This window comes from Microbacterium hominis NBRC 15708 (assembly GCF_001592125.1).
Classification (GTDB): Bacteria; Actinomycetota; Actinomycetes; order Actinomycetales; family Microbacteriaceae; genus Microbacterium; species Microbacterium hominis.
On sequence record NZ_BCWI01000002.1, the window covers coordinates 22,223 to 47,242 of the forward strand.

The window sequence follows — 25,020 nt, forward strand, 5'->3', positions numbered from 1 at the left end:
TCGGGGCACGGTGACCCATCCGTGGATGAGGGGTCAGGACACCCCGAGTTGTCCTGACAGGACCATGACGGCCGCACCGCGGAGGACGATGTCCTCCCCCTGCGCCGTCATCCGCACCTGCACGCCGTCGTGGAACTCGGCGAGCGTCCGGGTGCGCAGTGTCTCGACGGTCGCGGTCGCGAGGGGTCCGTCGAGAAGTTCTGGGATGCCGGAGAGCACGATCTCCGACAGGTCGAGCACGCCCACGATGGGGGCGAGTGCGATGCCGAGACGCGCACCGGCGTCGCGGAGTACCGCGTCGCGGTCCGCGTCGGGCTCCGCGAGCCGCGCCTCGAGGGCGGGCACCGACAGCCACGACTCGAGGCAGCCGATCTTGCCGCAGACGCAGCGCGGCCCGCCGTCGGTGCCGACCGTGACGTGGCCGATCTCGCCCGCGGCGAAGCGCGAGCCGCGCATGGGCTGTCCGCCGGCGAGCAGTCCCGAGCCAACGCCGCGGCCGACGCGAACGAGGAGCACGTCGTCGGCGGCGCCGCCGAAGGTGTACTCGGCGAGGACGGCGGCGTTGGCGTCATTGGCCACGAGCACGGGAAGTCCGAGCTCGGCACGCAGCACCCCTTCGAGGTCGACGTCGTGCCAGCCGAGGTTCGGCGCCGTGAGCACGACGCCGCGGTCGTCGACGATGCCGGGGCTGCCGACACCGATGCCGAGGACGGGCGCGTGCGCATCCGCGACCAGGCGTCGGGCGAGATCGATGACGACGGCGAGGATGTCGGCGGGATCGGCGGGCACGTCGACGTCGAGGCGCGCGACGATCTCGCCGTCGAGGGTGAGCACGGCGCCGAGGAAGCGGTCGGTGCCGGAGAGGTCGAGCCCGACGATGCGGTGCCCCTCGCGGTCGAGGTCGACGAGGATCGCGGGCTTGCCCGGACCGGTCACCTCGCGCAGGCCGCGTTCGGCGACGTAGCCGTCGTCGATCAGCTCGGCGACGAGATCGGAGATCGTCACCCGGGTCAGGCCGGTCTCCCGGGAAAGGTCCGCCCGACTCATGGCACCCTGGTGGAAGAGGGTCTGCAGCACGAGGGAGCGGTTGTGCGCGCGAGCGTGCTCCGGCAGGACCTTCGCCGCGTGACGCAGCGCGCGGCCTGCGCTGAACGACCGGCCCGCGAGGGCGGCCGTCTCGGGGGCGGTGCGCTGCACATCGGATCCGGACATGTTTGTTAGTAGACCTTACGAATCTCCGTTCCGCAAGCGCGGAACGCAATTCGGCAGGACCGTTTACAAAACCGTTACATTGCCCGTCGCGGGCGATCACAGGAGGAGAGACATGACCGCCATGCCGCCGCGCCACCGCGCCCCGCTCGCCGCCGTGATCCTCGCCGGCGCTCTGGCCCTCGCCGGCGCTCTGGCCCTCGCCGGCTGCGCGGCATCCTCCCCCGCCCCCACGCCGTCCGACGGCGACACGCAGACCGTCGCGGAGGCGTGCGACACCGTGCGCGCCGGCGTCGAGGATGCCGCGGCCCAGCTGCAGACGCTCGACCCCGGCGACCCGCGCGCCGCGGTCGACGCCCTCGGCGGGGTCGCGGAACGGCTCGGCGCCGCCGCCGGAACCGTCGGCAACCACGAGGTGGCCGCGCTGCTGCCGCCGCTGCAGACCGGGTTCGCCTCGGCATCCGACACCCTCGCGGCGATCGCGGGCGGCGATCTGTCCCGTCTCACGGCCCTGCAGACCACCACCGACGACATCCGGTCGGCACTGGCCGCGTTCACCCGGATCTGCTCCGAGGGCTGAGCGCACGAGCCTCGACGAACGTCTCTGCCGAGCCGGGCGCACCATCCCGTACCATAGGAGGGCGCGGCCGCGCAGAACACGGGGGTGTTGCAAGTGACCGATCCTGGCACGGGGCGAGAGGCGGACCACACGCCCGAGCCCTCGTCGGCGACGCCGACGACCGCCGCGACGGCCGTTCTCGACGGTCCCGTGGACCCGTTCGAGGGCGCGGCGCCTCCGTCCGAAGCCCCTCCCGTGCAGTGGGCCCCGGCCGAGCCGGCGCCGAAGAAGAAGCGCCTCTGGCTGTGGATCGGCGTTCCCGCCGGTGCGCTCGCCGTCGGCGTCGTGGCCGCCTCGCTCGTGCTCATCGCCCCCGGCACGGCCGTCGCCGGCGTTCCCGTGGGCTTCCTCACGGCCGGCGCCGCGACCGATGCGATCAGTCAGCGGCTCGGCGCCACCACGCTCGTGCTGGGTGAGGGCGGACCCACCGTGACGGGCGCTCAGCTCGGTGCGACGGTCGACGCCCGCGCGCTCGCCGACGCCGCCTTCGACGAACGCCCCCTGTGGAATGTGACGCAGTGGTTCGGCGACGCCGTCGATGCCCCCCTGACCCTGGATGCCGAGAAGGCCACCGCGGCGCTGCGCGCGGCCCTCCCCGGAAGCTTCGTCGACCCCGTCCCCGCGGGCGTCGCGTTCGCCGGCACCGCCTACACCGTCACGCCCGCCGTCGACGGGACGGGTCTCGACCTCGACGCCATCAGCGCGGCGCTCCACGACGCGTTCGTCTCGGGGCAGAGCTCCGTGGTCGTCCCGACGACGACGGTCCCGGTCGCCGCACCCGCCTCGACCGAAAAGGCGCAGGCCGCCGCCGACCAGCTCAACGGCATGCTGCAGACCATCGGCTTCTACGTCGGCGACGAGCGCACCGTGCCGGTCGACGCCGCGACCGCCGCGTCGTGGCTCACCGTGACCCCCGACGCCGCGGGGAGCTTCGCGATCACCGCGGACGCCGACAAGATCCAGGCCGCCGTGTCGGGCCTCGCCGCCCTCGTCGACCGCGCGCCGGCGAACGGCACGGTGATCACCAACTCCGACGGCACCGTGCTCGACACCAGCGTGCCCGGCGCCGACGGCCGCACGCTCGGCGACACCAGCGGCGTCGCACAGGAGTTCGCGACGCAGCTCGCTGCGGGCAAGGCGGCGTTCGCCCTCCCGGTGACGGTGACCCCGGCATCCACGACGACGCTGCAGCGCCTGCTCGAGGTGAACCTCAGCGAGCAGATGCTCTACCTGAAGGAGAACGGCGCGGTCGTCGACTCGTGGCCGATCTCCAGCGGTCTGCCGGCGTCTCCCACCTACACGGGGCACTTCCGCATCAACAGCCACATCCGCTCGCAGACGATGACGAGCACCGACCCGAACAACCCGTACTGGAACTACGACGTGCCCAACGTCGAGTGGGTCATGTACTTCAACGGCGACGAGGCCTTCCACGGCGTGTACTGGCACAACAACTTCGGCACGCCGCAGAGCCACGGCTGCGTCGGCATGCCCAACTATCGCGCGAAGCAGATCTACGACTGGTCCCCGACCGGCGTGGACGTGTGGATCCACGACTGAGCCCGGGCTCGCCGCGTTTCGACTCCTCGCTGCGCTCGTCGCTCAACGACCGGGGTGGGCCGCGCTCTCACCGGTCGTCGAGCGAGGCGCGCAGCGCCGAGCTGACCGGGCGCCGCAGTCTCACCGGTCGTCGAGCGAGGCGCGGCTACCGCGCTCTCACCGGTCGTTGAGCGAGGCGCGAAGCGCCGAGTCGAAACGCCCCACGCCGGCAACGCCGAAGGCGCGGGCCGCAGCCCGCGCCTTCGGTGAGGATCACAGCGCGTCGATGACCGCGTTCAGCGTCGCCGACGGACGCATGACGGCGGTGACCTTCGCCACGTCGGGGTGGTAGTAGCCGCCGATGTCGACGGGGTGCCCCTGCACACCGTTGAGCTCGGCCACGATCTCCTGCTCCGCCGCCGCGAGCTTCTCGGCCACGGGCGCGAACGCGGCCGCGAGCTCGGCATCCGCGCTCTGGCGCGCCAGCTCCTGGGCCCAGTACAGACCGAGGTAGAAGTGGCTGCCGCGGTTGTCGATCGTGCCGAGCGAGCGCCCCGGCGAGCGGTCCTCCTCGAGGAACGTGCCGGTCGCGGCATCCAGCGTGTCCGCGAGCACCTTGGCCTTCGCGTTGCCGGTGAACTCGGCGAGGTGCTCGAAGGATGCCGCGAGCGCGAAGAACTCGCCGAGCGAGTCCCACCGCAGGTAGTCCTCTTCGAGGAGCTGCTGCACGTGCTTGGGGGCCGAGCCGCCCGCGCCGGTCTCGAAGAGTCCGCCGCCGGCGAGCAGCGGGACGATCGAGAGCATCTTGGCCGACGTGCCGACCTCGAGGATCGGGAAGAGGTCGGTCAGGTAGTCGCGCAGCACGTTGCCCGTCACCGAGATCGTGTCCTCGCCCTTGCGCAGGCGCGCGAGCGTGTACCGCGTCGCCTCCTCGGGCGGGAGGATGACGATCGTGATGTCGCCGGTGTCGAGCGTCGCGAGCGCCTGGTGCACCTTGCCGATGAGCTGGGCGTCGTGGGCGCGGTTGACGTCGAGCCAGAAGACGGCGGGCACGCCGGTGGCGCGGGCGCGGGAGACGGCCAGGCGCACCCAATCCATGATCGCGATGTGCTTCGCCTGGGTCGCGCGCCAGATGTCGCCCTTCTCGACGTGGTGCTCGATGAGCACGGTGCCGGCGGAGTCGAGCACCTCGACGACGCCGTCCGCCGGGATCTCGAAGGTCTTGTCGTGGCTGCCGTACTCCTCGGCGGCCTGGGCCATGAGGCCGACGTTCGGCACCGTGCCGATGGTCGCGGGGTCGAGCGGGCCGTTCGCGATCACGTCGTCGATGACGGCCTGGTAGACGCCGGCGTACGAGGAGTCGGGGATGACGGCGATGGTGTCGTCCTCGGCGCCGTCGACGCCCCACAGCTTTCCGCCGTTGCGCACGAGGGCGGGCATCGAGGCGTCGACGATGACGTCGGACGGCACGTGCAGGTTGGTGATGCCCTTGTCGCTGTTGACGTAGCTGAGACGGGGGCCCGACGCGAGGTCCTGCGCGATGCGGGCGGAGATCGCGTCGCCGTCGGCGAGGTCGCCCAGCCCGGCGAGGATCGACCCGAGGCCGTTGTTGCCGTCGAGACCGGCGGCCGAGAGCTGCGCGCCGTAGGTGTCGAAGACGTCGGCGAAGAACGCGCGGACGACGTGGCCGAAGATGATGGGGTCGCTGACCTTCATCATCGTGGCCTTCAGGTGCACGGAGTACAGCACGTTCTCCGCCTTGGCCTGGGCGATGGTGTCGGCGAGGAAGGCGTCGAGCGCCTTGGCCGAGAGGAAGGTGGCGTCGACGACCTCGCGCGGCAGCACCTTGAGGCCGTCCTTGAGAACGGTGACGGTGCCGTCGACGGCGGTGTGACGGATGCTGAGGACGTCGTCGTGGGCGGCGATCCAGCTCTTCTCGTTGCTCTTGAAGTCGTCGTGGCCCATGGTGGCGACGCGGGTCTTGGACCCGGCGGCGAAGGGCTTGTTGCGGTGGGGGTGCTTCTTCGCGTAGTTCTTGACCGCCAGCGGCGCGCGGCGGTCGCTGTTGCCCTCGCGCAGCACGGGGTTCACGGCCGATCCCTTGATGCGGTCGTAGCGGGCGCGGATGTCCTTCTCCTCCACCGTGGCGGCGTCGTCCGGGTAGTCGGGGATGTCGTAGCCCTGCGACTGGAGCTCGGCGATCGCGGCCTTCAGCTGCGGGATGGATGCCGAGATGTTCGGCAGCTTGATGATGTTCGCCTCGGGCAGGGTGGCGAGACCGCCCAGCTCGGCGAGCGCGTCGCCCACCTGCTGCTCGGGCGAGAGGCGCTGCGGGAAGGCGGCGAGGATGCGGCCCGCGAGGGAGATGTCGCGGGTGTCGATCTCGACGCCCGCCTGCCCCGCGAAAGCCTTCACGATCGGCAGAAAAGAGGCCGTCGCCAGCGCCGGCGCCTCGTCGGTGTGCGTGTAGATGATGGTGGACTCGGGCACGTGTGATCTCTCCGTCGTGAGCGTCGTCGTGGGCGTCGTGGTGAGCGTCGCGGGGTCACCCACCAGGCTATCGCATCACCGGAATATATCTTGACGTCAAGATATCTCCGCCCCCGCTGCCGTGTTGGCGTTTTCTCACCGTTCGGAGGGTGCCGACCATGACCGTGCGCGAGGTAGCCTGATCACATGACCGAGCTGCGCCTCGAGGAACTGTCGGCCGCCACCATCGTGGCGGTGAACACCATGTCGCTCAAGCCGGGTCAGGAGCAGTACCTCGCCCCCACGAGCTACGCCGTCGCCGGGACCGTGGCCAATCCGAGCACCGCGTGGCAGCGGGTGGTGCTCGACGGCGACGAGGTCGTCGGCTTCGTCAGCGCGAACTTCGATCCCGACGCGCTGCACGAGCACTTCCGCTCCGTGCTCTGGCGCATCAACGTCGACGCCGACGACCAGGGCCGGGGCGTCGGCCGCTTCGCGGTCGAGCAGCTTCTCGAGGAGGCCCGCGCCCGCGGAATGGACCACGTGCACGTGATCTACGAAGAGGGCCAGGGCGGCCCCGACGCCTTCTTCCGTCGCGTGGGGTTCACTCCGGTCGATGAGACCGAGTTCGGCGAGGTCGTCGCCGAGATCCGCCTGTAGGCGCCCGCGTCGTTCGCACGTCACCGTTTGTTGCCAATATCCACAAACCTCTTGCGTCGATGACGCGGAGGGCTCTATCGTGATCTCCAGCTTCGCTCGAAGCGCTTCGATACGACAGAGGAGTCGGCATGGCACGCATCGACGAGGTGGCTGCGGCCGCCGGCGTGTCCATCAGCACCGTGTCCTACGCGCTGAGCGGCAAGCGCCCCATCTCCCCTGACACGCGCCGCCGCGTCATCGACGCCGCACACCGGCTCGGGTACGCCCCGAACGCCGGAGCCCGCATGCTGGCGGGTCGCCTCACCCACATCTTCGCCCTCACCGAGCCGCTGCGACGCGAGACCCACGCGCCGACGCACATGTCCTTCGTGCTGGCGGCGGCCGTCGCGGCGCGCCGCCACGACTACGACATCCTGCTCCTCACCGACCAGCAGGCCTCGGCCGGCATGCAGCGGGTGACGGCCTCGGGTCTCGTCGACGCGATCCTCGTGCTCGACGTCGCGCCCGACGACGAGCGGGTCGCCATCGCCCGCTCGATCACCACGCCGACGGTGTTCATCGGCATCCCCGACGACCACGAGGGCCTGGACTGCGTCGACCTCGATTTCGAGGCGGCCGCACGACTCGCCGTCGACCGCGTGGCCGACGCGGGCCACCGCCGCATCGCCCTCATCGGCCAGCCGGCGAGCACCTACCGACTGTCCAACTTCCCTCCCCGCGTCCGCCGCGCCGTCGCCGAGCACGCGGCGCACCGGGCGCTCGAGCACTCGTTCGCGACGACGGGCGAGGTCGTCACGGATGCCGACGCGGTGCGCGCGGCCGTGAACGACGCGCTCGACGCCGGTGCGACCGCGCTGCTGCTGCACGGCGTCGACGACATGCACGCCGCAGTGCTCGCCGCCCTCGCCGAGCGCGGGGCGGAGGTGGGCGCGGACGTCTCGATCGTCTCGATCGCGGCATCCTTCGACACCACGAAGCTGCCGACCCAGCTCGACACCATCCCGCTGATCCCCGAGGCGTCGTGCGATCTCGCCGTCGACCTCGCGCTGGCGCGGATCGACGACCCGCGCCGGCCCGCCGGCATCCACCTGCTCGCACCCGTGTACCGCGACGCGGGCTCGGTGACGACTCCCCCGCACGCGTGACCGCTTCCTCGGAAGCGCTTTCGTTCGCCGTTCATCGAAGCGCTTCGACAGACTTCACCTCCTGACATGCAACTGAACACCGGCAACTGAACACCGCAATCACAGACCGGGCCGATGACGGCCCACCGAAAGGAGTGCCGACGATGGCACGAATCACAGGGCGGACGCGGGCACTGACCGCCGCCGTCATCCTCACCGCCGCGGCGCTGAGCATCAGCGCCTGCTCCTCCTCCGGCGACACCGGCACAGGCAGCACCGACGGCGCCGGCCAGACCCTCAAGCTCTGGCACTACGAGGGCGCCGACAGCGCGATGGGCAAGGCCTGGGCCGAGGCCATCGACGTCTTCGAGAAGGAGACCGGCGCCAAGGTCGAGTTCGAGGAGAAGTCGTTCGAGCAGATCCAGAAGACGGCCAGCCAGGTGCTCGACACGGATGCCGCGCCCGATGTCATGGAGTTCAACAAGGGCAACGCGACCGCCGGCTTCCTCGCGTCGACGGGACTGATCAGCGACATCTCCGACGCCGTGGCGAAGTACGGGTGGGCCGACAAGCTCGCTCCCTCGCTGCAGACGACCGCGAAGTACACCGACAAGGGCGTCATGGGCGGCGACACCTGGTACGGCGTGCCCAACTACGGCGAGTTCGTCGGCGTCTACTACAACAAGGACGCCTTCGCCGCGGCGGGGCTGGAGATCCCCACCACGTACGACGAGTTCGTCAAGGTGCTCGACGCGTTCGTGGCGAAGGGCATCACCCCGCTCGCCGAGGCCGGCGCGGAGTACCCGCTCGGCCAGCTCTGGTACCAGCTGGCGCTGTCCCACGGCGACCGCGACTGGGTGAACGACTACCAGCTCTACAAGAACCCGGTCGACTGGCAGGGCGCCGAGACGACCTACGCCAGCGACACCCTCAAGGACTACGTCGCCAAGGGCTACATCGCCAAGGACGTCTCCTCGATCAAGGCCGAGGATGCCGGGGTGTCCTTCATCAACGGCACCTCCCCCATCTTCGTGTCGGGCTCGTGGTGGTACGGACGCTTCACCGAGCAGGCCACCGGGTTCGACTGGACGATGCAGGCCTTCCCGGGCTCGAAGCTGTCGCTCGGCTCGTCGGGCAATCTGTGGGTGGTTCCGGAGAACGCGAAGAACAAGGACCTCGCCTACACGTTCATCGACATCACGATGCGACCGGAGATCCAGGCGATCATCGGCAACAACGGCGGCCTGCCTGTCGCGGCCGACCCGAAGGACATCACCGACCCGAAGAGCCAGGAGCTCATCTCGGTCTTCAACGGCGTCCTCGACCAGGACGGCCTCTCCTTCTACCCCGACTGGCCGGCTCCGGGCTTCTACGACGTGATCGTCCAGCAGCTCCAGGGCCTCGTCACCGGAACGCAGGATGCCGCGACCACCAACGCGAACCTCGGCAAGGCCTACGACGAGGGCACCGCGGACTACCGCTGACCGACCGGTGGGGGCGGCCTCGTGCCGCCCCCACCCCCGCTCCCGCCCCCGGCCCCGCCCCCGAACGAAAGCACCGCATGTCGCTCACAACACGCTCTCGGCGCACCCCGGTCGTCGACGACGAACCCGCCATCCCCCAGCGCGGAGGCGGACGCGGCGGGTACTGGCTGTACCTGCTGCCCGGCTTCGTCCTGCTGCTGGTCATCGTCATCGTCCCGCTGGTGTGGAACGTCTACCTCACCTTCACGAGTTGGAAGGGGGTGCGCGCACCGGAGTTCATCGGCGTCGACAACTGGATCAAGCTCGTCGGCGACGACGCGTTCTGGACCTCCTTCCTCAACTCCGTGTGGATGGTCATCGCCATGGTGATCGTGCCGACGATCGTCGGCCTGATCGTCGCCGCGCTCCTGTTCGACGTCGTCGGACGCAAGTTCGGCGGCCGGGTCGGCAGCTTCCTGCGCGCGACCTACTACCTCCCGCAGATCCTGCCGGTGGCCGTCGCCGGCATCGTGATCGGCTGGATCGTGCGGCCGGGCGCCGACGGCGCCCTCAACCAGCTGCTGGCCGCCGTCGGCATCGCCCCCGTCGACTGGCTGGGCCAGATGCCCTCCGCGCTCATCGTGCTCATGGTGGTGCTGGTGTGGGTGCAGATCGGCTATCCCGTGGTCGTGTTCATGGCGGCGCTGCAGCGGGTCGATCCCGAGCTGTACGAGGCCGCCGAGCTCGACGGCGCCAACTGGTTCCAGCGCTTCGCGTCCATCACCGTCAGCATCATCCGTCCGGAGATCTTCGTCGTCACCCTCACCTGCACGATCGCGGCGCTGAAGGTGTTCGGTCCGGTCTACGTCATCACCCGCGGCGGCCCCGCCGGCGCCACCCTCGTGCCGTCGTACTACGCCTACCAGGAGTTCTTCACCAAGCGCGACGTCGGCTACGGCGCCACCATCGCGACGGTGCTGACGATCGTCGTCGTCATCGTGTCGATCGTCTTCATCCGGGTGCAGAACTCCCTCGAACGCAAGGAAAGGGCGGGCCTGTGATGGCTGCCGGAACCGTACTCACGACCGCGATCCGTCCCCGACGCGCCCCGCGCGGACGCGGCGGCATGGTCACCAAACGCGGAGTCGACTGGCTGATGCTCGTGCTGGTCGCGGTCGGCGCCCTCCTGGTGATCGCGCCGTTCTACCTCGTGCTGGTCAACTCGTTCAAGTCGCCGACCGACTACGCGAACTCGGGTCCGCTCGCCCTGCCGCACGCCCTCGACTTCACCGGCATCACCAAGTTCTGGGAGCGGGTCAACTTCCCGCAGAAGGTCTGGAACTCCCTCTTCATCTCCGGGGTGGTCGCCGTGCTCGCGGTGCTGATCTCGATGCTCAACGCGTTCGCGATCGGCATCGGCCGCGTCCGCGGCCGCACCTGGATCGTGCTGCTGTTCCTGCTGGCGAACCTGCTCCCCCAGGAGGCCCTGCTCTACCCGCTGTACTACATGTTCAAGTCGGTCGGCCTCTACGACAACGTCTGGTCGGTGATCATCATCTTCACGGTCGTCCAGGCCGCGTTCGGCACCTACCTGCTGTCGTCGGTGTACGGCACCTTCCCCAAGGAGGTGCTGGAGGCGGCATCCCTCGACGGCGCCGGACGCTGGACGATCCTGTGGCGCGTCGTCTTCCCGATCAGCCGTCCCACGCTGTCGGTGCTGCTCATCTTCTTCTTCATCTGGACGTGGAACGAGTTCCTCATCCCGCTGACGTTCCTCGCCTCGAACGCGAACCAGACCGTGCCGGTGGCGATCAGCGTGCTCCAGGGCGACCGCCTCATGGACGTGACCACGACCAGCGCGTCGGCCCTGCTGGGCATCATCCCGACGCTCATCTTCTTCCTCATCTTCCAACGCACCCTCACCCGGGGCATCACGGCAGGAGCAGTCAAGTAATGAAGTTCACCGACGGGTTCTGGCAGCTGCGCCCCGGAGTCACCGCGCTCTACGCGCAGGAGGCGTACGACCTGTGGCAGATCGCCGACACCCCCGACGGCCCCGGGCTGATGGTCACCGCGCCCACCGCGGTCATCGCGCGGCGCGGCGACGTGCTCAACCGGCCCGTGCTGACCACGACCCTCTCCTCGCCCGCCGAAGGGGTGATCCGCGTGCGGATCGCGCACCACACCGGCGCCGCGTGGCACGGCGGTTTCCCGATGCCGGGTGCCGGCGGGTCGGCCGACCGCGTCGAGATCACGGAGACCGAAGGTCTCGTCCGCGCCGGCATCCTCACCGCTCGCGTCGGGGCCGGCGCCCCGTGGGACCTCTCCTTCGAGGTCGACGGCCGCCGGGTCACCGGCAGCGGCCACAAATCCCAGGGCTATCTGCGGGTGGCCCCCGACGCTCAGGTCGACACCGGCATCGTCGGCAACGCCCGGGCCGGGCAGCGCACGGACACCGCCCCCGCCTACGTGCACGAACAGCTGGAGCTCGGTGTCGGCGAGCTCGTCTACGGCCTCGGCGAGCGCTTCGGCCCGCTGGTGAAGAACGGGCAGACGGTCGACATCTGGAACGCCGACGGGGGCACCTCGAGCGAGCAGGCCTACAAGAACGTGCCGTTCTACCTCACCACCCGCGGCTACGGCGTGCTGGTCAACGACCCCGGCCACGTGTCGTTCGAGGTGGGGTCGGAAGCCGTCGAGCGGGTGCAGTTCTCGGTGCCCGGCGAAGTGCTGGAGTACTTCGTGATCGCAGGGCCGACGCCCGCCGACGTGCTGCGCCGCTACACGGCTCTCACCGGCCGGCCGCCCGTGGTGCCGGCGTGGTCCTACGGCCTGTGGCTGTCGACGAGCTTCACCACCGCCTACGACGAGGCGACCATCACCTCGTTCATCGACGAGATGGCGGCCCGCGAGCTGCCGGTGTCGGTGTTCCACTTCGACTGCTTCTGGATGCGCGAGTTCAACTGGTGCGACTTCGAGTGGGATGCCCGCGTGTTCCCCGACCCCGACGGCATGCTCGCGCGGCTCCACGAGCGCGAGCTGCGCGTGTGCGTCTGGATCAACCCCTACATCGCGCAGCGCTCGCCCCTGTTTCGCGAAGCGGCGGATGCCGGCTACCTCGTGCGCCGCGCGGACGGCTCGATCTGGCAGTGGGACCTCTGGCAGGCCGGCATGGGGCTGGTCGACTTCACGAACCCCGCTGCGACCGCGTGGTATCAGGAGAAGCTGCGGGCGCTGATCGCCCAGGGCGTCGACTGCTTCAAGACGGACTTCGGCGAGCGCATCCCCACCGACGTCGTGTGGGCCGACGGCAGCGACCCGCAGCGCATGCACAACCTCTACACCGAGCTGTACAACCGGGCCGTCCACGACGTGCTGGTCGCCACCCGCGGCGAGGGCGAGGCCGTGCTGTTCGCCCGTTCCGCCACGGCGGGAGGGCAGAGCATGCCGGTGCACTGGGGCGGTGACTCGACCTCGACCTTCACCTCGATGGCCGAGACGCTGCGCGGAGGTCTCTCGCTCGCGATGAGCGGCTTCGCGTACTGGAGCCACGACATCGGCGGTTTCGAGGGCACACCCGATGCCGCCGTGTTCAAGAGGTGGACGGCGTTCGGTCTGCTCAGCTCGCACTCGCGCTTCCACGGGTCGGACTCCTACCGCGTGCCGTGGGCCTTCGACGAGGAGGCCGTGGCGGTGACGCGCCGCTTCACCCACCTCAAGATGCGGCTCATGCCGTATCTGCATCAGCTCGGCGTCGACGCGGCGCGCACCGGCATCCCGCTGCTGCGGCCCCTGGCGCTGGAATTCCCGGGCGACCCGGCCGTCGCCTACCTCGACCGCCAGTACATGCTGGGCCCGTCGCTGCTGGTCGCGCCCGTCATGTCGGCGGACGGGGAGGTGGAGTTCTACCTGCCCGACGGCGAGTGGACCTCGCTGCTGAGCGGCGAGCGCGTGAGCGGCGGGCGGTGGCGGCGCGAGACCCACGGGTTCGATTCCCTGCCGCTGTACGTGCGGCCGGGCGCGGTGCTGCCGTGGGGCGCGCGCGACGACCGGCCGGACTACGACTACCTCGACGGTCTCGAGCTGCGCGTGTTCGCGGGCGGCTCCGGGACGCGGGAGGTCGTCGTCACCGCCCCCGACGGTCGCCGCCAGACGTTCGAGGTCGACCTGGACGCGCCGACCCCCTGACCCGGCCGTCGGGTTCGCGTTCGCGTTCGCGCGTTCGCGGATTCGGAGAATGGCGACAGATGCGGATGCTGTGGGCCGCAGCATCCGCATCTGTTCACGTCCTCCGCATCCGCTGCGGGCGCGTCGGCTCCTCCCCAGCCGTGGATGCTCGGCGAGTTGTGCACGACTGCGCGCGGATCGGCGTGCGGAGGCGTGCGGGCGGGCAGTCTCGGACCGTGGGGATCCGAGAGCTGGTGGAGGCGGGTGGCGGCATCGTGCATCGGCGAGCCGTGCTGGATGCCGGCATCCGCCCCACCACGCTGCGAGCGGCCATCACGGCGGGCGAGGTGCGCCGCGTGCGCCGCTTCTGGGTGGCCACGGACGCGGCCCCGGCCGCGCTCGTGCACGCGGCGGAGGTCAGTGCGCGGGTGGCCTGCGTGTCGGCGGCTCGCCACCGCGGCTGGTGGCTGCCGCCGGAGATCCCGACGGGTCCGCACCTGCACGTGCCCGCCCACGCGCAGCGCCCTCGACCCGACGAACGCTCCGGGGACGGCGTGGTCGTCCACTGGGATACGCCGCTGGTGCCGTCGCACCCGCACGTGCTCGTCGAGTCGGTTCCCGACGCGCTGGCGCACCTCGCCCGGTGTCTGCCCCACGAGGATGCGCTCGTCGTGTGGGAGTCCGCCGTACGCCGCGAACGGCTCGACCCGCACGTGCTGCGGCGCTACCGCTGGCGCACGCCCGATGCGCGGCGACTGGCGGCGGAGGTCACGGGCCTCAGCGATTCCGGCCTCGAGACGCTCTTCGTCTCGCGGATACGTGGGATCGGCCTCGACGTCCGCCAGCAGGTGCTGCTGCTCGGACACCACGTCGACGGCCTCATCGGCGAGCGACTCGTCGCGCAGCTGGACGGCTTCGCCTTCCATTCCTCGGCCGCCGATCGGGGCCGAGACCTGAGCCACGACCGCGAGCTGACGGCGCGCGGGTACACCGTGCTGCGCTTCACCTACGCCGAGGTCGTGCATCAGTGGCCCCGCGTGGAGGCCGCGATCCTCCGCGCGGTCGCGCAGGGCCTTCACCTCGCGCGCTGACACCCCGCCGCCACCGGATTCGGATCACGTCACCACATGCGGATGCCGCGAGCCCTCGCATCCGCATCTGCTGCCCAACTCCGAATCTGCGGCAGGGCACCCAGCCCAGCCCAGCCCGCACCGGATTCGGAGCAGCGCAACAGAATCGGATGCCGCGCGCCGCAGCATCCGATTCTGTTGGCCATCGCCGAAACCGGCGGGGGTCAGACGAGCGACTGCTTCCAGGCGCTGTGCAGCTGGGCGAACTTGCCCGTGCCGGCGATCAGCTCCGCCGGGGTGTCGTCCTCGATGATGCGGCCGTGCTCCATCACGAGCACCCGGTCGGCGATCGACACGGTCGACAGCCGGTGGGCGATGATGATCGCGGTGCGATCGGCCAGCAGCGTCTGCAGCGCCGACTGGATCTGACGCTCGCTCGGGATGTCGAGCGACGCCGTGGCCTCGTCCAGGATGAGCACCGCGGGATCGGCGAGGAACGCGCGGGCGAAAGAGATCAGCTGACGCTGTCCGGCCGACACCCGGCCGCCGCGCTTGTTGACGTCGGTGTCGTACCCGTCGGGCAGGCGCTCGATGAACGTGTCGGCGCCCACCGCGCGGGCCGCGGCCCGGATCTCCTCGAACGTCGCGTCGGGCTTGCCGAGCGCGATGTTGTCGGCGACGGTGCCGCTGAACAGGTACGCCTCCTGCGTCACCATCACGATCGCGCGACGGAGGTCCTTGGGATGCAGCGACCTCAGGTCGACGCCGTCGAGCGTGACCGCGCCATGCGACGGGTCGTAGAACCGCGACACGAGCTTCGCGAGCGTCGACTTGCCGGCGCCCGTCGTGCCGACCAGGGCGATCGTCTGCCCGGCGGGGATGTCGAGCGAGAAGTGCGGCAGGATCGTGCGGTCGTCCGCGTAGCCGAACACGACGTCGCGGAACTCCACGTGACCGGACGCCTTCCAGAGGTCGACCGGACGCACGGGGTCGGGAACGGTCGGCTCCTCCTCCAGCACGCCCGACACCTTCTCCAGCGCGGCCGTGGCCGACTGGTAGGAGTTCAGGAACATGGCGACTTCCTGCAGCGGCGAGAAGAAGTTCCGCACGTACAGGACGGCGGCCAGCAGGGTGCCCACGAGCAGGGTCCCGTCGACCACCCGCAGACCGCCCCAGAGGAGCACGCCCGCGACGGCGAAGGCCGAGACCGCCATCATCCCCGGCTCGAACGTGCCGAACAGCCGGAGCGAGCGCATGTTGACGTCGCGGTACTGTCCCGACAGGTCGCCGAACTCCTCGTCGTTGCGAGGCTCCTTGCGGAAGGCCTTCACGGCGCGGATGCCGGTCATCGTCTCGACGAACTTGACGATCACCTTGGCGCTGACCACGCGCGACTCCCGGTATGCACGCTGCGAGTTGCGGTAGAACCAGCGCATCAGCAGGTACAGCGGGATGCCCGCGACGGCGAGGATGACGCCCGACTGCCAGTCCAGCAGCAGCAGCGCGATCAGCGTGAACGCGCCGTAGAGCACGCCCGAGACGAGCTCGTTGAGCCCGCCGTCGAGCAGCTCGCGGATGGAGTCGAGGTCGCTCGTCTGGCGCGAGATGATGCGGCCCGACGTGTACGACTCGTGGAACTCCAGGCTGAGCCGCTGGGTGTGCAGGAAGATGCGGGTGCGCAGGTCGAGCATGACCGCCTGCGTCAGCCGCGCGGCCACGACCGCGTACCAGCCGATGAGCGCCGCCCCGCCGATGCCGGCGAGGAGGTAGACGGCGACGATGACGATCGTCGGCATCCAGTCGGCATCCTGCATGGCCTGCGGCAGCGCCGTGTTCAGGCCGTACGCGATCAGCGCGGGGCCCGCGACGCGCAGCGCCGTGGAGACGACGAGCACGGCCAGCGCCAGCACGAGCTGCCACCGCAGCGGGTCGACGAGCGAGCCCAGCAGGCGCAGCGAGCGCTGGCGGATCGAGCGCGACTCGGCGCGCGTGTAGTCCGAGCGGTCTTCACCGGTGGTGCCGGCGACGGACGCCGTGCCTCCCGTTGAGCTCATCGGTTCACCTCCGTCTCCCGCAGGCGGGTGTTCTGTTCCTCGGCGTCTTCCAGACTCGAGATGACGTGCCGGTAGTGCTCGCTCGTGCGCAGCAACTCGGCGTGGGTGCCGACGGCCGTGATGCGGCCCTCCTCCAGGAGCGCGACCCGATCGGCGAGCATCACGGTCGACGGCCGGTGGGCGATGACGAGCGTCGTGGTGTCGGCCATGACCTCGCGGAGGGCGTCCTCGACGAGCGCCTCGGTGTCGACGTCGAGCGCCGACAGGGGGTCGTCGAGCACCAGCACGGCCGGGCGGGCCGCGATGGCCCGGGCGAGCGCGAGCCGCTGGCGCTGTCCACCGGACAGCGACAGCCCCTCCTCGCCGATGATCGTGTCGACCCCGTCGGGCAGGTCCTCGACGAAGCCGGCCTGCGCGACGGCGAGCGCTTCGCGCAGCACCGCCTCGGCCTCGGGGCTTCCCGCGGCCAGGTCCTCGCGGCCGAGCAGCACGTTCTCGCGCACCGTCTGCGAGAAGAGCGTCGAGTCCTCGAACGCCATCCCCACATGCGTGCGCAGCTCCGTGAGGGTGAGGTCGCGGACGTCCACGCCGTCGACCGTCACGCGTCCGCCGGTCACGTCGTACAGCCGGGCCGGCAGCGTCGTGAGCGTCGTCTTGCCCGAACCGGTGAGGCCGACGAGGGCCATGGTCTCCCCCGGCACGAGCGTCAGGTCGATGCCGTCGAGGAGGTCGCGCTCGCCGTCCCCGGCATCCTGGTAGCGGAAGTGGACCCCCTCGAACGCGAGCGCGCCGCGCGACGAGCCCAGCACGACGGGGGCCGCGGCGTCGGTGATCGTGTTCTCCTCGTCGAAGACCTCGAAGATGCGATCGCTCGCCGTGCGCGCGTCGAGCAGGAACGAGAAGAGGAAGCCGATCGACTCCATGGGCCAGCGGAGCACCGTCGCCATGGCGAAGAAGGCCACGAGCTCGGCGATCGACAGCTGGCCGAGCTGCTGCAGCACGATGCCGACGCCGAGGCACAGGGCGAACGCGATCTCGGGCAGCAGCACCAGCCAGAACCAGATCCAGCCGACGGCGCGCGCCTTGCTCAGCTCGGTCTCGCGCAGCGTCTCGGCCTGCCGGGTGAACTTCTGCAGGGCGTGCTTCCCCCGCCCGAAGGCCTTCAGCACGCGGATGCCGTGCACGCTCTCCTCGACGCTGGTCGCGAGGTCGCCGGCCTGGTCCTGGCTCTGGCGCGCGAGGGTGCCGTACGTCTTCTCGAACCGGTAGCCGGCGTACCAGAGGGGTGCGCACACGATGAGGAAGGTGACGCCGAGCGCCCAGTGCCACCGGAAGAGCAGCGCCATGCCGACGAGGATGGTCAGCAGGTTGACGACCAGCAGCACGATGCCGAAGGCCATCCAGCGGCGCAGCATGCTGATGTCCTGCATCATGCGCGACAGCAGCTGGCCCGACTGCCACCGGTCGTGGAACGCGACCGGCAGGCGCTGCAGCCGCTCGTAGAAGCTCGTGCGCAGGTCGTACTCGACCTTGGTCGACGGCGCCAGCACGAACCAGCGCCGCAGCCACACCATGACGGCCTCGAGCAGGCCGAGCACGAGGATGATCGCGGCGCCCCAGACGAGCTGGCTGCGGTCGCCGGCGCTGGAGGCACCGGCGGCGATCGGGCCCTGCACGAGCACTTCGAGCACGAGCGGGATCGACAGGGCGAGCAGGCTCGCGACGAGGGCGCTGACGGCGCCCAGGATCAGGCGCGGCAGGACGGGTTTGGCGAAGGGGTACAGCCGGGCGAGGGCGCGGACGGTGGACAGGCGCTCGACGGGCTCGAGGTGCTCGGAGGAGGAGGTCATGATCCTTGCGAAGGGGTGGAGCGGATGCCGAGGTCACGGGTCGGCGATGAGTGACGGAGGGCGCACAGCGGCGCGGCAGGACGAGACGGGGCCCTGTCGGAGAGAACGCGCGGCGGGACGATGCCGCCGAAGGAGGAGGCGCGGCGCGTTATCCCCGGCCGACTCCGGCGGCCTCGAACGCGCGCGGGGCGACGGCCGAGGGACGGAGGAAGGCGGGCTTCGTGGTGACGATGGCCGTGGACATGGCTTCCTCCAGGGAGTCGGTGAACGGGGACCGCGCGCCGCCCGTGCGGCGACAGGGGCGCGACAGCCCTCCAGCCTATGCCGACCTCTCGCCCCGCCGCAAGGGCGGTCTTCCGATCAGGCCGCGGACTCGCGGGCGAGCAGGGCCCGCTTCACATCCAGGCCCCACGCGAAACCGCCGAGGGCGCCGCCGGTGCGCAGCACGCGGTGGCACGGCACGAACAGGGCGGGAGCGTTGCGGGCGCAGATGGATGCCGCGGCGCGCACGGCGCTCGGGCGGCCCAGAGCGGCCGCGAACTCCGCATAGGTGAGCGGGCTGCCCGGGGCGATGCGGCGCAGCGCCGCCCAGCCGTCGAGCTGCAGGGCGGTGCCGGTCTGAGCGACGGCCACCTCGTCGATGGCCGCGAGGTCGCCGTCGTAATAGGCGGCGACCGCGGCCGCGGCATCCGTCCGTCCCTCTCGCACGTCGCTCGGCGGCGAGGCCAGCCGGTGCAGCACGTCCGCCGGCTCGGCGGTCCACCCGCTGGCCAGTACGCGGCCGCGGTCGTCGGCGAGCAGCGTGAACGGGCCGTCCGGCGTGTCGACCGTCTGCAGGGTGGCGCTGTGGCGGGTGGCGGTCATGGGGTGCTCCGTTCGGGGGATGTGCGGGCCGGGCCGGGCGCGGCCGTGGGAACCGACGCCCGCCACAGGTGGGCGGTCAGGTAGCTGCGCCAGGGGGCGGCCCGCGCCGCCCAGGCCTCGTAGCCGCGGGGGTCGGAGGGGATGCCGACGGCTGCGGCGCCCGTGCGGACCGCGACGTCTCCCGGCAGCGTGATGTCGGGATCGCCGAGCACGCGCATGCGCACGTAGTCGGCGGTCCACGGCCCGATGCCGGGGCGGGCGAGCAGCGCCGCACGTTGCTCGGCGCCATCGTCACCGGTCGTGAGCTCGAGCGTGCCGTCGGCCAGCGCGGCCGCGGCCGCGGTCACCGCCCGGATGCGCGCCGCGGGGCCGCGCAGCACATCGGCGCCGTGCTCGGCGATGGCCGCCATCGTCGGGAACAGGCGGTCCATGCCGTCGTGCGCGTCGACGCGTTCTCCCAATGCCGCCGTGAGCGCGGTGAGCGCCGTGCGCGCCGCCGCGACCGAGATCTGCTGGCCGATCATGGCGCGGATGAGCATCTCGTGCGGGTCTGCGGCGCCCGGCACGCGGATGCCGGGGACGGCCTCGACCAGCGGGGCGATGGCGTCATGGGCGGACAAGGCCGCATCGACCGCGAGCGGGTCGGCGTCGAGGTCGAACAGCCGACGCACGCGCGCGACGAGCACGGGCAGGTCGGCGAGGTGGGTGAGCCGGGCGCTGAGACGCACCCTCCCGGCGTCGTCGAGACGGATCGCGAACCAGACCGGACCGCCCGCCAGACGCAGTACGCGCGCGAACGAGTCGGCACCGGCCGTCTCGATGCCGTCGACGGCGCGCGCCCGCATCCAGGCGAAGAGGCCGGAGGCGTCGAGCGGGCCGCGATGCGGCAGCAGCAGATCGATCGTTCCGGCGGCGGGCACGCCGGCCGCCGCCGTGGGCCGGCGGGCGCGCAGGGCGCTCGGCGTCAGCCCGAAGACCTCCCGGACGGTGTCGTTGAACTGGCGCACGCTCGCGAATCCGGCCGAGAAGGCGACGTCCGCGGCGGCGAGATCCGTCGACACCAGGAGCAGGCGTGCCGTGTGGGCGCGCTGGGCGCGTGCGAGCGCGAGAGGGCCGGCGCCCAGCTCGGCCGTCAGCAGCCGGGTGAGATGGCGCGGCGAGTAGCCGAGCCGGCGCGCGAGCCCGGGCACCCCCTCCCGTTCGACGATCCCCTCCGCGATCAGCCGCATCGCGCGGCCCGCGACGTCGCCGCGCAGGTCCCATTCGGGGGAGCCGGGCGCCGCTTCGGGCAGGCACCGCTTGCACGCCCGGTATCCGGCCTCGTGCGCCGCGGCGGAGGTCGGATAGAAGGTGACGTTCGCCGCCTTCGGCGTGCGCGCCGGGCAGCTCGGACGGCAGTAGATCCCGGTCGAGCGCACCGCCGTCACGAACTGGCCGTCGAAGCGCGCGTCCCGCGCGTCGATCGCGCGATAGCGTTCGTCGAACGTCATCGCGGCGGAGGCGTCGACGGGGCTCATGCGACTAGCCTGACACGCCCCCGTACCCCCGGCTCGCGGAAATCGGACACGGCAGCGACGGCCGCGCCGGCCGCCCCGCCGCCGGGCGCGCGGGATCAGGCCGGCGCGACGCCGGCACGGCCGCCGGCGGCGCGGGCCGCCTGGGCCCGCCGCAGCTCGAGGTCGGCTCCGAGCTCGGACGCGAAGACGGGATGGGCGCGGATGATCCGGGCGATGAGCTCGGCGGGCAGCACGAGCACCGTCGTGGATGCCGTGGCGACGGCGGTCACGAGAGCCGGCTCGCGCGTCACCGCGGCGGTTCCCACGAACTCGCCGTCGCGGAGGTCGCCGCAGGCGACCTCGCCGCGCGGCGTCGGAGCGGTCAGCCGCGCCGCGCCCTCGACGAGGTAGCTCACCGCGGACGGCACGACCCCCGCACGACCCAGGTACTCCCCCGGCGCGTACTGCTCCACCCGGCACGCACTGAGCGCCGCCTCGTGCAGCTCCGCATCGAGGTGGAGGGCGCGCGCGACGTCGTCGACCACCGTGCGGAGCCGGTTCTCGGTCGCGGCCGTATCGGGTGCGACCTTGTCGAGGGCGAGTCCATGTCGCCGTGCGGCGTACCACAGGCGTCCGAGAAAGGCCGCGACGGTCTCGTCCGACTGGCTCGGCGCGGCGACCGGGATCTCCACGGTGTAGGCGCCGGCGCCGCCGTACTGCACGCCGGAGGGGACCTCCGCCAGCCTCATCGGCAGATCGTCGGCGGTACTGCGCAGCAGCGCCGCCACCTCGTGCGGCGCATCGCCTGGCGCGAACACGACGGGGACGACGACGGTGAACGGCCCGGCCGGTCGACTCAGATTGCGAAAGGACGCCCCGGCGAGCGTCGCGTTGGGGATCACCTGGAGTCCCGAGCCGGTGTCGATGTGAAGAGCACGCCAGTTGACTTCGACCACCCGGCCCGCCGCCCCGCCGGTGTCGATCCAGTCGCCGAGCTTGAACGGCTGCTCGAACAGCACCAGCAGGCCCGAGACGATGCCCCCGGCGGCGTTCTGCAGGGCGAGGCCCACGATGATGGACGTGACGCCCAGGGTCGCGATCAAGCCCTCGATGTCGGCGTTCCAGACGACCTGGAAGAGGATCGCGAGTCCGACCACGACGAGCACGAGCCGCACGATCTCCACGAAGATCGTCGGCACGCGCTCCCGCCAGGTGCCTTCGCGCGCGGACGAGAAGAGGGCGACGTTGAGACCGCTCAGCAGGAGCAGGATCAGCAGGAAGCCGAGGAGCGTGCCGACGATCCTCACCCAGATGAGGTCCTGATCCGACCGTGTCGCGAACGCGAGCAGGGCGACGAGTGCCGCCACCGGGACGACCGCGTTGCGCAGGAGGAGCAACGGCCGCACGGCCGGGTTCCGACGCCGGCGGAGCACGCCGATGATCTCGGTGAGCGCCACGAGGACCAGCGGAACGCCGACGGCGAGCGCGGCGGCCCACCACACCCACCCCTCGGCGAGCACGGGGATCATTCCGTGACCCGCCAGACCGCGCTCGTACGCCCGGAGGCGTCCACGGCACCCACCTCGGTGAACTCCCAGAGGCCGTGCACCCGGTCGTGCACCGCGTCGCTGACGTACACACCCGGCGCATCCACGGCGCGTCGGACGCGGCTGGCGAGGTCGACGGCGTCGCCCCAGAGGTCGTAGGCGAGGCTCGAACGGGCGACGAGGCCGCTCGTCACCGCGCCGGTGTCGACACCGGCGCGAAGCTCCAGACGCGATCCGGTGCGCTCGTTGAACCGTCGGACGTGCGTGTGCATCTCGAGGGCGAACTCGACGGCCCGACGCGCGTTGTCCACGCGCGGGATCGTCAACCCGCAGCTGGCGAGGTAGCCGCCGCGAAGGGTGCGCACCGACTCCACGCCGACGCGCTCCGCCGCCTCCTCGAAGCCACGCATGAGTTCGTTGAGCGCGTGGGTCTCCTGCTGACCGTCGAGCGCGCGGGAGAAGTCGTCGACACCCATCAACTCCGCATACACGACGGCCACGTCCTCGTGCTGCTCCGCGATCGTCTGCTCGCCCTCGCGGTAGCGCGCCGCGAGACTGTCCGGCATGAGGGTGCGCAGGAGCCGCTCGTTCTCCTCGCGCTGGCGGTCGATGAGATCCTGCTTGATCTGCAGGCCCGCGGCCATCTCGTTGAAATCGCGCGACAGCTCGCCCATCTCGTCGGCCCCGCCGACCGCCACCCGCACACCGTAGTCGCCACCGGCCACGCGGCGAACCGCCTCCGCGAGCCGGCGCAGCGGCGCGGTGAACGCCTGCGAGAGCAGCAGCGACAGCACACTGATGAAGAGAGTCAGCCCCAGCACCGACAGCAGCAGCGTGCGGGTGAAGTCGGCGACCGGCGCGAACGCTTCGGACGTCTCCATCCGAGCCACCACGACCCAGTCGAGTCCTTCGATGTTCGCCGGCCCGTAGGCGGTGATGCTCTCCGCGCCGATGTACTGCCCCGCGATCATCGTTCCCGACTGCCCCGCCAGCGCGCGGCGCACGGGCTCCTGGTCCACGCTCTGCAGGATCGTCGAGTCGCCGACCTCGACGATGCGCTCGGCATCCGCGGCGGAGGTCCCGTTCTCGATCACCCCCTGGGCGTACGTCGTCGGCGAGGCGATCAGCTCTCGCGAGTTCGACCGCATAAGGCCGTCCGTGCCGGCGAGGTACACCTCGCCGGTGTCGCCCAGACCCTGGGTCGTCCACTGCTGGTACCCGGTGGTGACGTCGTTGATCCACGACACGGGGATCTGCAGGGCCATCGCCCCGGTGACACCGGACTCGTCGCCGATGGGAGAGACGACCCACATCGTCGCCGCGCCCTGCGCCGGGGCCCACGACTCGATGTCCGTCGTCACGACGGTGTCGACCGAGTTGGTCGCCATCGCCTTCCGGTAGCCCTCGGCGAGTCTGCTGTCGCGGAACGGGCCCTCGTCGAGGCTCGTCCCGAGCGCGGGAGTGTTGTACGTGCTGAAGACCACGTCCGCGTCGAGGTTCATCACCAGCACATCCTGGTAGCCGACCGTCTCGACGAGATTCGCGAAGTAGCCCTGCGCGGATGCGTGCGCCGCGCTGTAGGCGCTGCCGTCGCCCGGATCCTTCAACTCGAGGGATGCCGAGGACCCGCCGCCCTGCCGCGTGTACCAGTACTGCAGGTAGGCGCCCGCGGCACTGTCCGGGACGAACGCGGCATCCGTGTACTGCTCGCCCGTCCGCTTCTCCAGCCCCGGGAGGAAGGAGCCGCGGTAGTAGTCCTCCACGGCCGCGCGCTCCGCCGGCGTCACCGTCGCGGACGCCAGCGCCGCCCACCCCGCGTTCAGGGCGATCGACGCCTCGCGGGCACTGGAGTTGTCGGTCGCGAGCGACGCCTCTCGCTGGATCTCGCCGATCAGCGCGGAGACCTCACCGGCGCGCAGCTCGCGCGCGGCGGTCAGCTTGTCGATGATCGCGTCCTGGAGGGAGTCGCGGCCACTGATGTAGCCGATCGTGCCGACCACGCCGGCCGAGACGATGCCCACCGCCAACAGCATGATCAGCAGACGCGACTGCACGCTCAGCCGCCTGCGCGGGCGCCGTTCCCGATCTCCGACATGTCCCACGCTCGCACCCGACATGCGCATTCCCTCCCCAAGTTCCCTCACTCTAGCGGCCGGCCACGGCGCCGCCGCGACGGCGCCGGCCACCGGCGAGACCGCGGCGTCACAAGCCGTCCGGTCGGGGCGAGAGCCACCGGGCACCGTACGCCCGAAGCGACTCCCGCCGCTGCGGGTCGATCAGGAACACATCCATCCCGCCGTCGTACGGCGCGAGCAGCCACGCGAGGTGCGGCATCGCGATCACGACATGGGCGTCACCCGTCGCCGCGAGCTCGAGCAGCAGGTCCGCGCGGTCACGGCGCACAGCGGTGTCGGCCCAGAAGAAGCCGACCGTGTCGCCCGTCGTGGGATCGGGGGGCAGCCCCCGCCGCCAGGCCCGTCGCGCCGGCAGTGCCGCCGCGCTCCACCCGGCCGCCGCGTCGGGCGCGCCCCAGTCCTCGACGATCGCGACCAGGCCGGCGGAGGGCTCCCCGCGCAGGAGGTACGAGAGCACCTCCTGCTGCCGACGACGCACTTCCGCGCGATCGTCCTCGTCGGCCGCCGGCCGCGCGCCGTCCGGCAGGGTGTGGAAACGAATCCAGCGATCGGGATACGCGCGTCGGAGCGCATCCCCGGCGGGCTCGGCGTCTGCCCAGAGGTCACCCCACGTCGCGGTCAAGGACGACAGCTCGCTCGCGTCGTCGGCGCCGTCGAAGCTGCCCGTCGGTCTGTCGATGATCATCGCCCCGCCCCTCCTCGCCCGCCCGCACACGCGTGCATGACGCGCACCCGACGCGCCGCGGGCCTCCAT

The 25,020-nt window shown here is 71.2% G+C and carries 18 protein-coding genes; 9 read left to right on the top strand and 9 right to left on the bottom strand.

The window, feature by feature from the left end; all coding sequences use genetic code 11:
• Nucleotides 1-33: 33 nt before the first annotated feature.
• Entirely contained in the window at nt 34-1,212 is a 1,179-nt protein-coding gene (locus MHO01S_RS03735) for an ROK family transcriptional regulator (RefSeq protein ID WP_061781844.1), read from the bottom strand.
• Between the two features lie 112 nt (nt 1,213-1,324).
• On the opposite strand from MHO01S_RS03735, the gene MHO01S_RS03740 reads away from it, so the two are divergent.
• Both MHO01S_RS03740 and MHO01S_RS03745 read left to right on the top strand, forming a co-directional pair.
• Nucleotides 1,325-1,789 carry a hypothetical protein gene (locus MHO01S_RS03740; protein ID WP_255266058.1) on the top strand — a complete coding sequence of 155 codons (465 nt, stop codon included), beginning with the start codon at nt 1,325-1,327 and terminating at the stop codon, nt 1,787-1,789.
• A gap of 93 nt (nt 1,790-1,882) precedes the next feature.
• A complete protein-coding gene (locus tag MHO01S_RS03745; protein WP_061781845.1) occupies nt 1,883-3,388 on the top strand; it encodes a L,D-transpeptidase family protein in 1,506 nt (501 codons plus the stop codon).
• A 252-nt stretch (nt 3,389-3,640) separates the two neighbouring features.
• Here the strand turns inward: MHO01S_RS03745 and MHO01S_RS03750 are convergent, their stop codons facing one another.
• Nucleotides 3,641-5,857, bottom strand: a complete 2,217-nt coding sequence (locus MHO01S_RS03750; RefSeq protein ID WP_060960775.1) for an NADP-dependent isocitrate dehydrogenase — start codon at nt 5,855-5,857, stop codon at nt 3,641-3,643.
• Nucleotides 5,858-6,043: 186 nt separating this feature from the next.
• Between MHO01S_RS03750 and MHO01S_RS03755 the strand changes: the two genes are divergently transcribed.
• From MHO01S_RS03755 to MHO01S_RS03785, 7 genes are all read left to right on the top strand, one after another.
• Nucleotides 6,044-6,496 carry a GNAT family N-acetyltransferase gene (locus MHO01S_RS03755; protein WP_060960738.1) on the top strand — a complete coding sequence of 151 codons (453 nt, stop codon included), beginning with the start codon at nt 6,044-6,046 and terminating at the stop codon, nt 6,494-6,496.
• Nucleotides 6,497-6,624: 128 nt separating this feature from the next.
• Nucleotides 6,625-7,641, top strand: a complete 1,017-nt coding sequence (locus MHO01S_RS03760; protein WP_060960737.1) for a LacI family DNA-binding transcriptional regulator — start codon at nt 6,625-6,627, stop codon at nt 7,639-7,641.
• Between the two features lie 143 nt (nt 7,642-7,784).
• Entirely contained in the window at nt 7,785-9,104 is a 1,320-nt protein-coding gene (locus tag MHO01S_RS03765) for an ABC transporter substrate-binding protein (protein WP_060960736.1), read from the top strand.
• 77 nt (nt 9,105-9,181) lie between these two features.
• Nucleotides 9,182-10,144: a carbohydrate ABC transporter permease gene (locus MHO01S_RS03770; RefSeq protein WP_060960735.1), complete on the top strand. Its 963-nt coding sequence runs from the start codon at nt 9,182-9,184 to the stop codon at nt 10,142-10,144.
• Nucleotides 10,144-11,037 (top strand): carbohydrate ABC transporter permease, encoded by an 894-nt coding sequence (locus MHO01S_RS03775; protein ID WP_082734265.1) that lies wholly within the window; start codon nt 10,144-10,146, stop codon nt 11,035-11,037. Before MHO01S_RS03770 ends, MHO01S_RS03775 begins: the two co-directional genes overlap by 1 nt.
• On the top strand, nt 11,037-13,271 hold the full coding sequence (yicI, locus tag MHO01S_RS03780; RefSeq protein WP_061781846.1) for an alpha-xylosidase: 2,235 nt from the start codon (nt 11,037-11,039) through the stop codon (nt 13,269-13,271). The genes MHO01S_RS03775 and yicI overlap by 1 nt, the downstream gene beginning before the upstream one ends.
• Before the next feature lie 215 nt (nt 13,272-13,486).
• A complete protein-coding gene (locus tag MHO01S_RS03785) occupies nt 13,487-14,341 on the top strand; it encodes an endonuclease domain-containing protein (protein WP_255266059.1) in 855 nt (284 codons plus the stop codon).
• Between the two features lie 203 nt (nt 14,342-14,544).
• Here the strand turns inward: MHO01S_RS03785 and MHO01S_RS03790 are convergent, their stop codons facing one another.
• From MHO01S_RS03790 to MHO01S_RS03820, 7 genes are all read right to left on the bottom strand, one after another.
• Nucleotides 14,545-16,374: an ABC transporter ATP-binding protein gene (locus tag MHO01S_RS03790; protein WP_060960733.1), complete on the bottom strand. Its 1,830-nt coding sequence runs from the start codon at nt 16,372-16,374 to the stop codon at nt 14,545-14,547.
• Nucleotides 16,371-18,224: an ABC transporter ATP-binding protein gene (locus tag MHO01S_RS03795; RefSeq protein ID WP_061781847.1), complete on the bottom strand. Its 1,854-nt coding sequence runs from the start codon at nt 18,222-18,224 to the stop codon at nt 16,371-16,373. The genes MHO01S_RS03790 and MHO01S_RS03795 overlap by 4 nt, the downstream gene beginning before the upstream one ends.
• A 360-nt stretch (nt 18,225-18,584) precedes the next feature.
• The gene (locus MHO01S_RS03800; RefSeq protein ID WP_061781848.1) at nt 18,585-19,088 is read right to left on the bottom strand and encodes a methylated-DNA--[protein]-cysteine S-methyltransferase; all 504 of its coding nucleotides are present in this window, start codon (nt 19,086-19,088) and stop codon (nt 18,585-18,587) included.
• Entirely contained in the window at nt 19,085-20,605 is a 1,521-nt protein-coding gene (locus MHO01S_RS03805) for a DNA-3-methyladenine glycosylase 2 family protein (RefSeq protein ID WP_061781849.1), read from the bottom strand. The genes MHO01S_RS03800 and MHO01S_RS03805 overlap by 4 nt, the downstream gene beginning before the upstream one ends.
• A gap of 95 nt (nt 20,606-20,700) precedes the next feature.
• Nucleotides 20,701-22,113, bottom strand: a complete 1,413-nt coding sequence (locus tag MHO01S_RS03810; RefSeq protein ID WP_060960730.1) for a mechanosensitive ion channel domain-containing protein — start codon at nt 22,111-22,113, stop codon at nt 20,701-20,703.
• The gene (locus MHO01S_RS03815; RefSeq protein WP_060960729.1) at nt 22,110-24,185 is read right to left on the bottom strand and encodes an adenylate/guanylate cyclase domain-containing protein; all 2,076 of its coding nucleotides are present in this window, start codon (nt 24,183-24,185) and stop codon (nt 22,110-22,112) included. Before MHO01S_RS03815 ends, MHO01S_RS03810 begins: the two co-directional genes overlap by 4 nt.
• Before the next feature lie 148 nt (nt 24,186-24,333).
• Nucleotides 24,334-24,951: a DUF3885 domain-containing protein gene (locus tag MHO01S_RS03820; protein WP_061781850.1), complete on the bottom strand. Its 618-nt coding sequence runs from the start codon at nt 24,949-24,951 to the stop codon at nt 24,334-24,336.
• Nucleotides 24,952-25,020: the final 69 nt, after the last annotated feature.

Bases quoted from the DNA above. Each gene is read 5' to 3' on its own strand.
- MHO01S_RS03760 (WP_060960737.1), top strand. From the start codon at position 6,625: ATGGCACGCATCGACGAGGTGGCTGCGGCCGCCGGCGTGTCCATCAGC.
- MHO01S_RS03790 (WP_060960733.1), bottom strand. From the start codon at position 16,374: ATGAGCTCAACGGGAGGCACGGCGTCCGTCGCCGGCACCACCGGTGAA.
- MHO01S_RS03740 (WP_255266058.1), top strand. From the start codon at position 1,325: ATGACCGCCATGCCGCCGCGCCACCGCGCCCCGCTCGCCGCCGTGATC.
- MHO01S_RS03820 (WP_061781850.1), bottom strand. From the start codon at position 24,951: ATGATCATCGACAGACCGACGGGCAGCTTCGACGGCGCCGACGACGCG.
- MHO01S_RS03775 (WP_082734265.1), top strand. From the start codon at position 10,144: ATGGCTGCCGGAACCGTACTCACGACCGCGATCCGTCCCCGACGCGCC.
- MHO01S_RS03795 (WP_061781847.1), bottom strand. From the start codon at position 18,224: ATGACCTCCTCCTCCGAGCACCTCGAGCCCGTCGAGCGCCTGTCCACC.
- MHO01S_RS03735 (WP_061781844.1), bottom strand. From the start codon at position 1,212: ATGTCCGGATCCGATGTGCAGCGCACCGCCCCCGAGACGGCCGCCCTC.
- MHO01S_RS03755 (WP_060960738.1), top strand. From the start codon at position 6,044: ATGACCGAGCTGCGCCTCGAGGAACTGTCGGCCGCCACCATCGTGGCG.
- MHO01S_RS03805 (WP_061781849.1), bottom strand. From the start codon at position 20,605: ATGAGCCCCGTCGACGCCTCCGCCGCGATGACGTTCGACGAACGCTAT.
- MHO01S_RS03770 (WP_060960735.1), top strand. From the start codon at position 9,182: ATGTCGCTCACAACACGCTCTCGGCGCACCCCGGTCGTCGACGACGAA.
- MHO01S_RS03765 (WP_060960736.1), top strand. From the start codon at position 7,785: ATGGCACGAATCACAGGGCGGACGCGGGCACTGACCGCCGCCGTCATC.
- MHO01S_RS03810 (WP_060960730.1), bottom strand. From the start codon at position 22,113: ATGATCCCCGTGCTCGCCGAGGGGTGGGTGTGGTGGGCCGCCGCGCTC.
- MHO01S_RS03800 (WP_061781848.1), bottom strand. From the start codon at position 19,088: ATGACCGCCACCCGCCACAGCGCCACCCTGCAGACGGTCGACACGCCG.
- yicI (WP_061781846.1), top strand. From the start codon at position 11,037: ATGAAGTTCACCGACGGGTTCTGGCAGCTGCGCCCCGGAGTCACCGCG.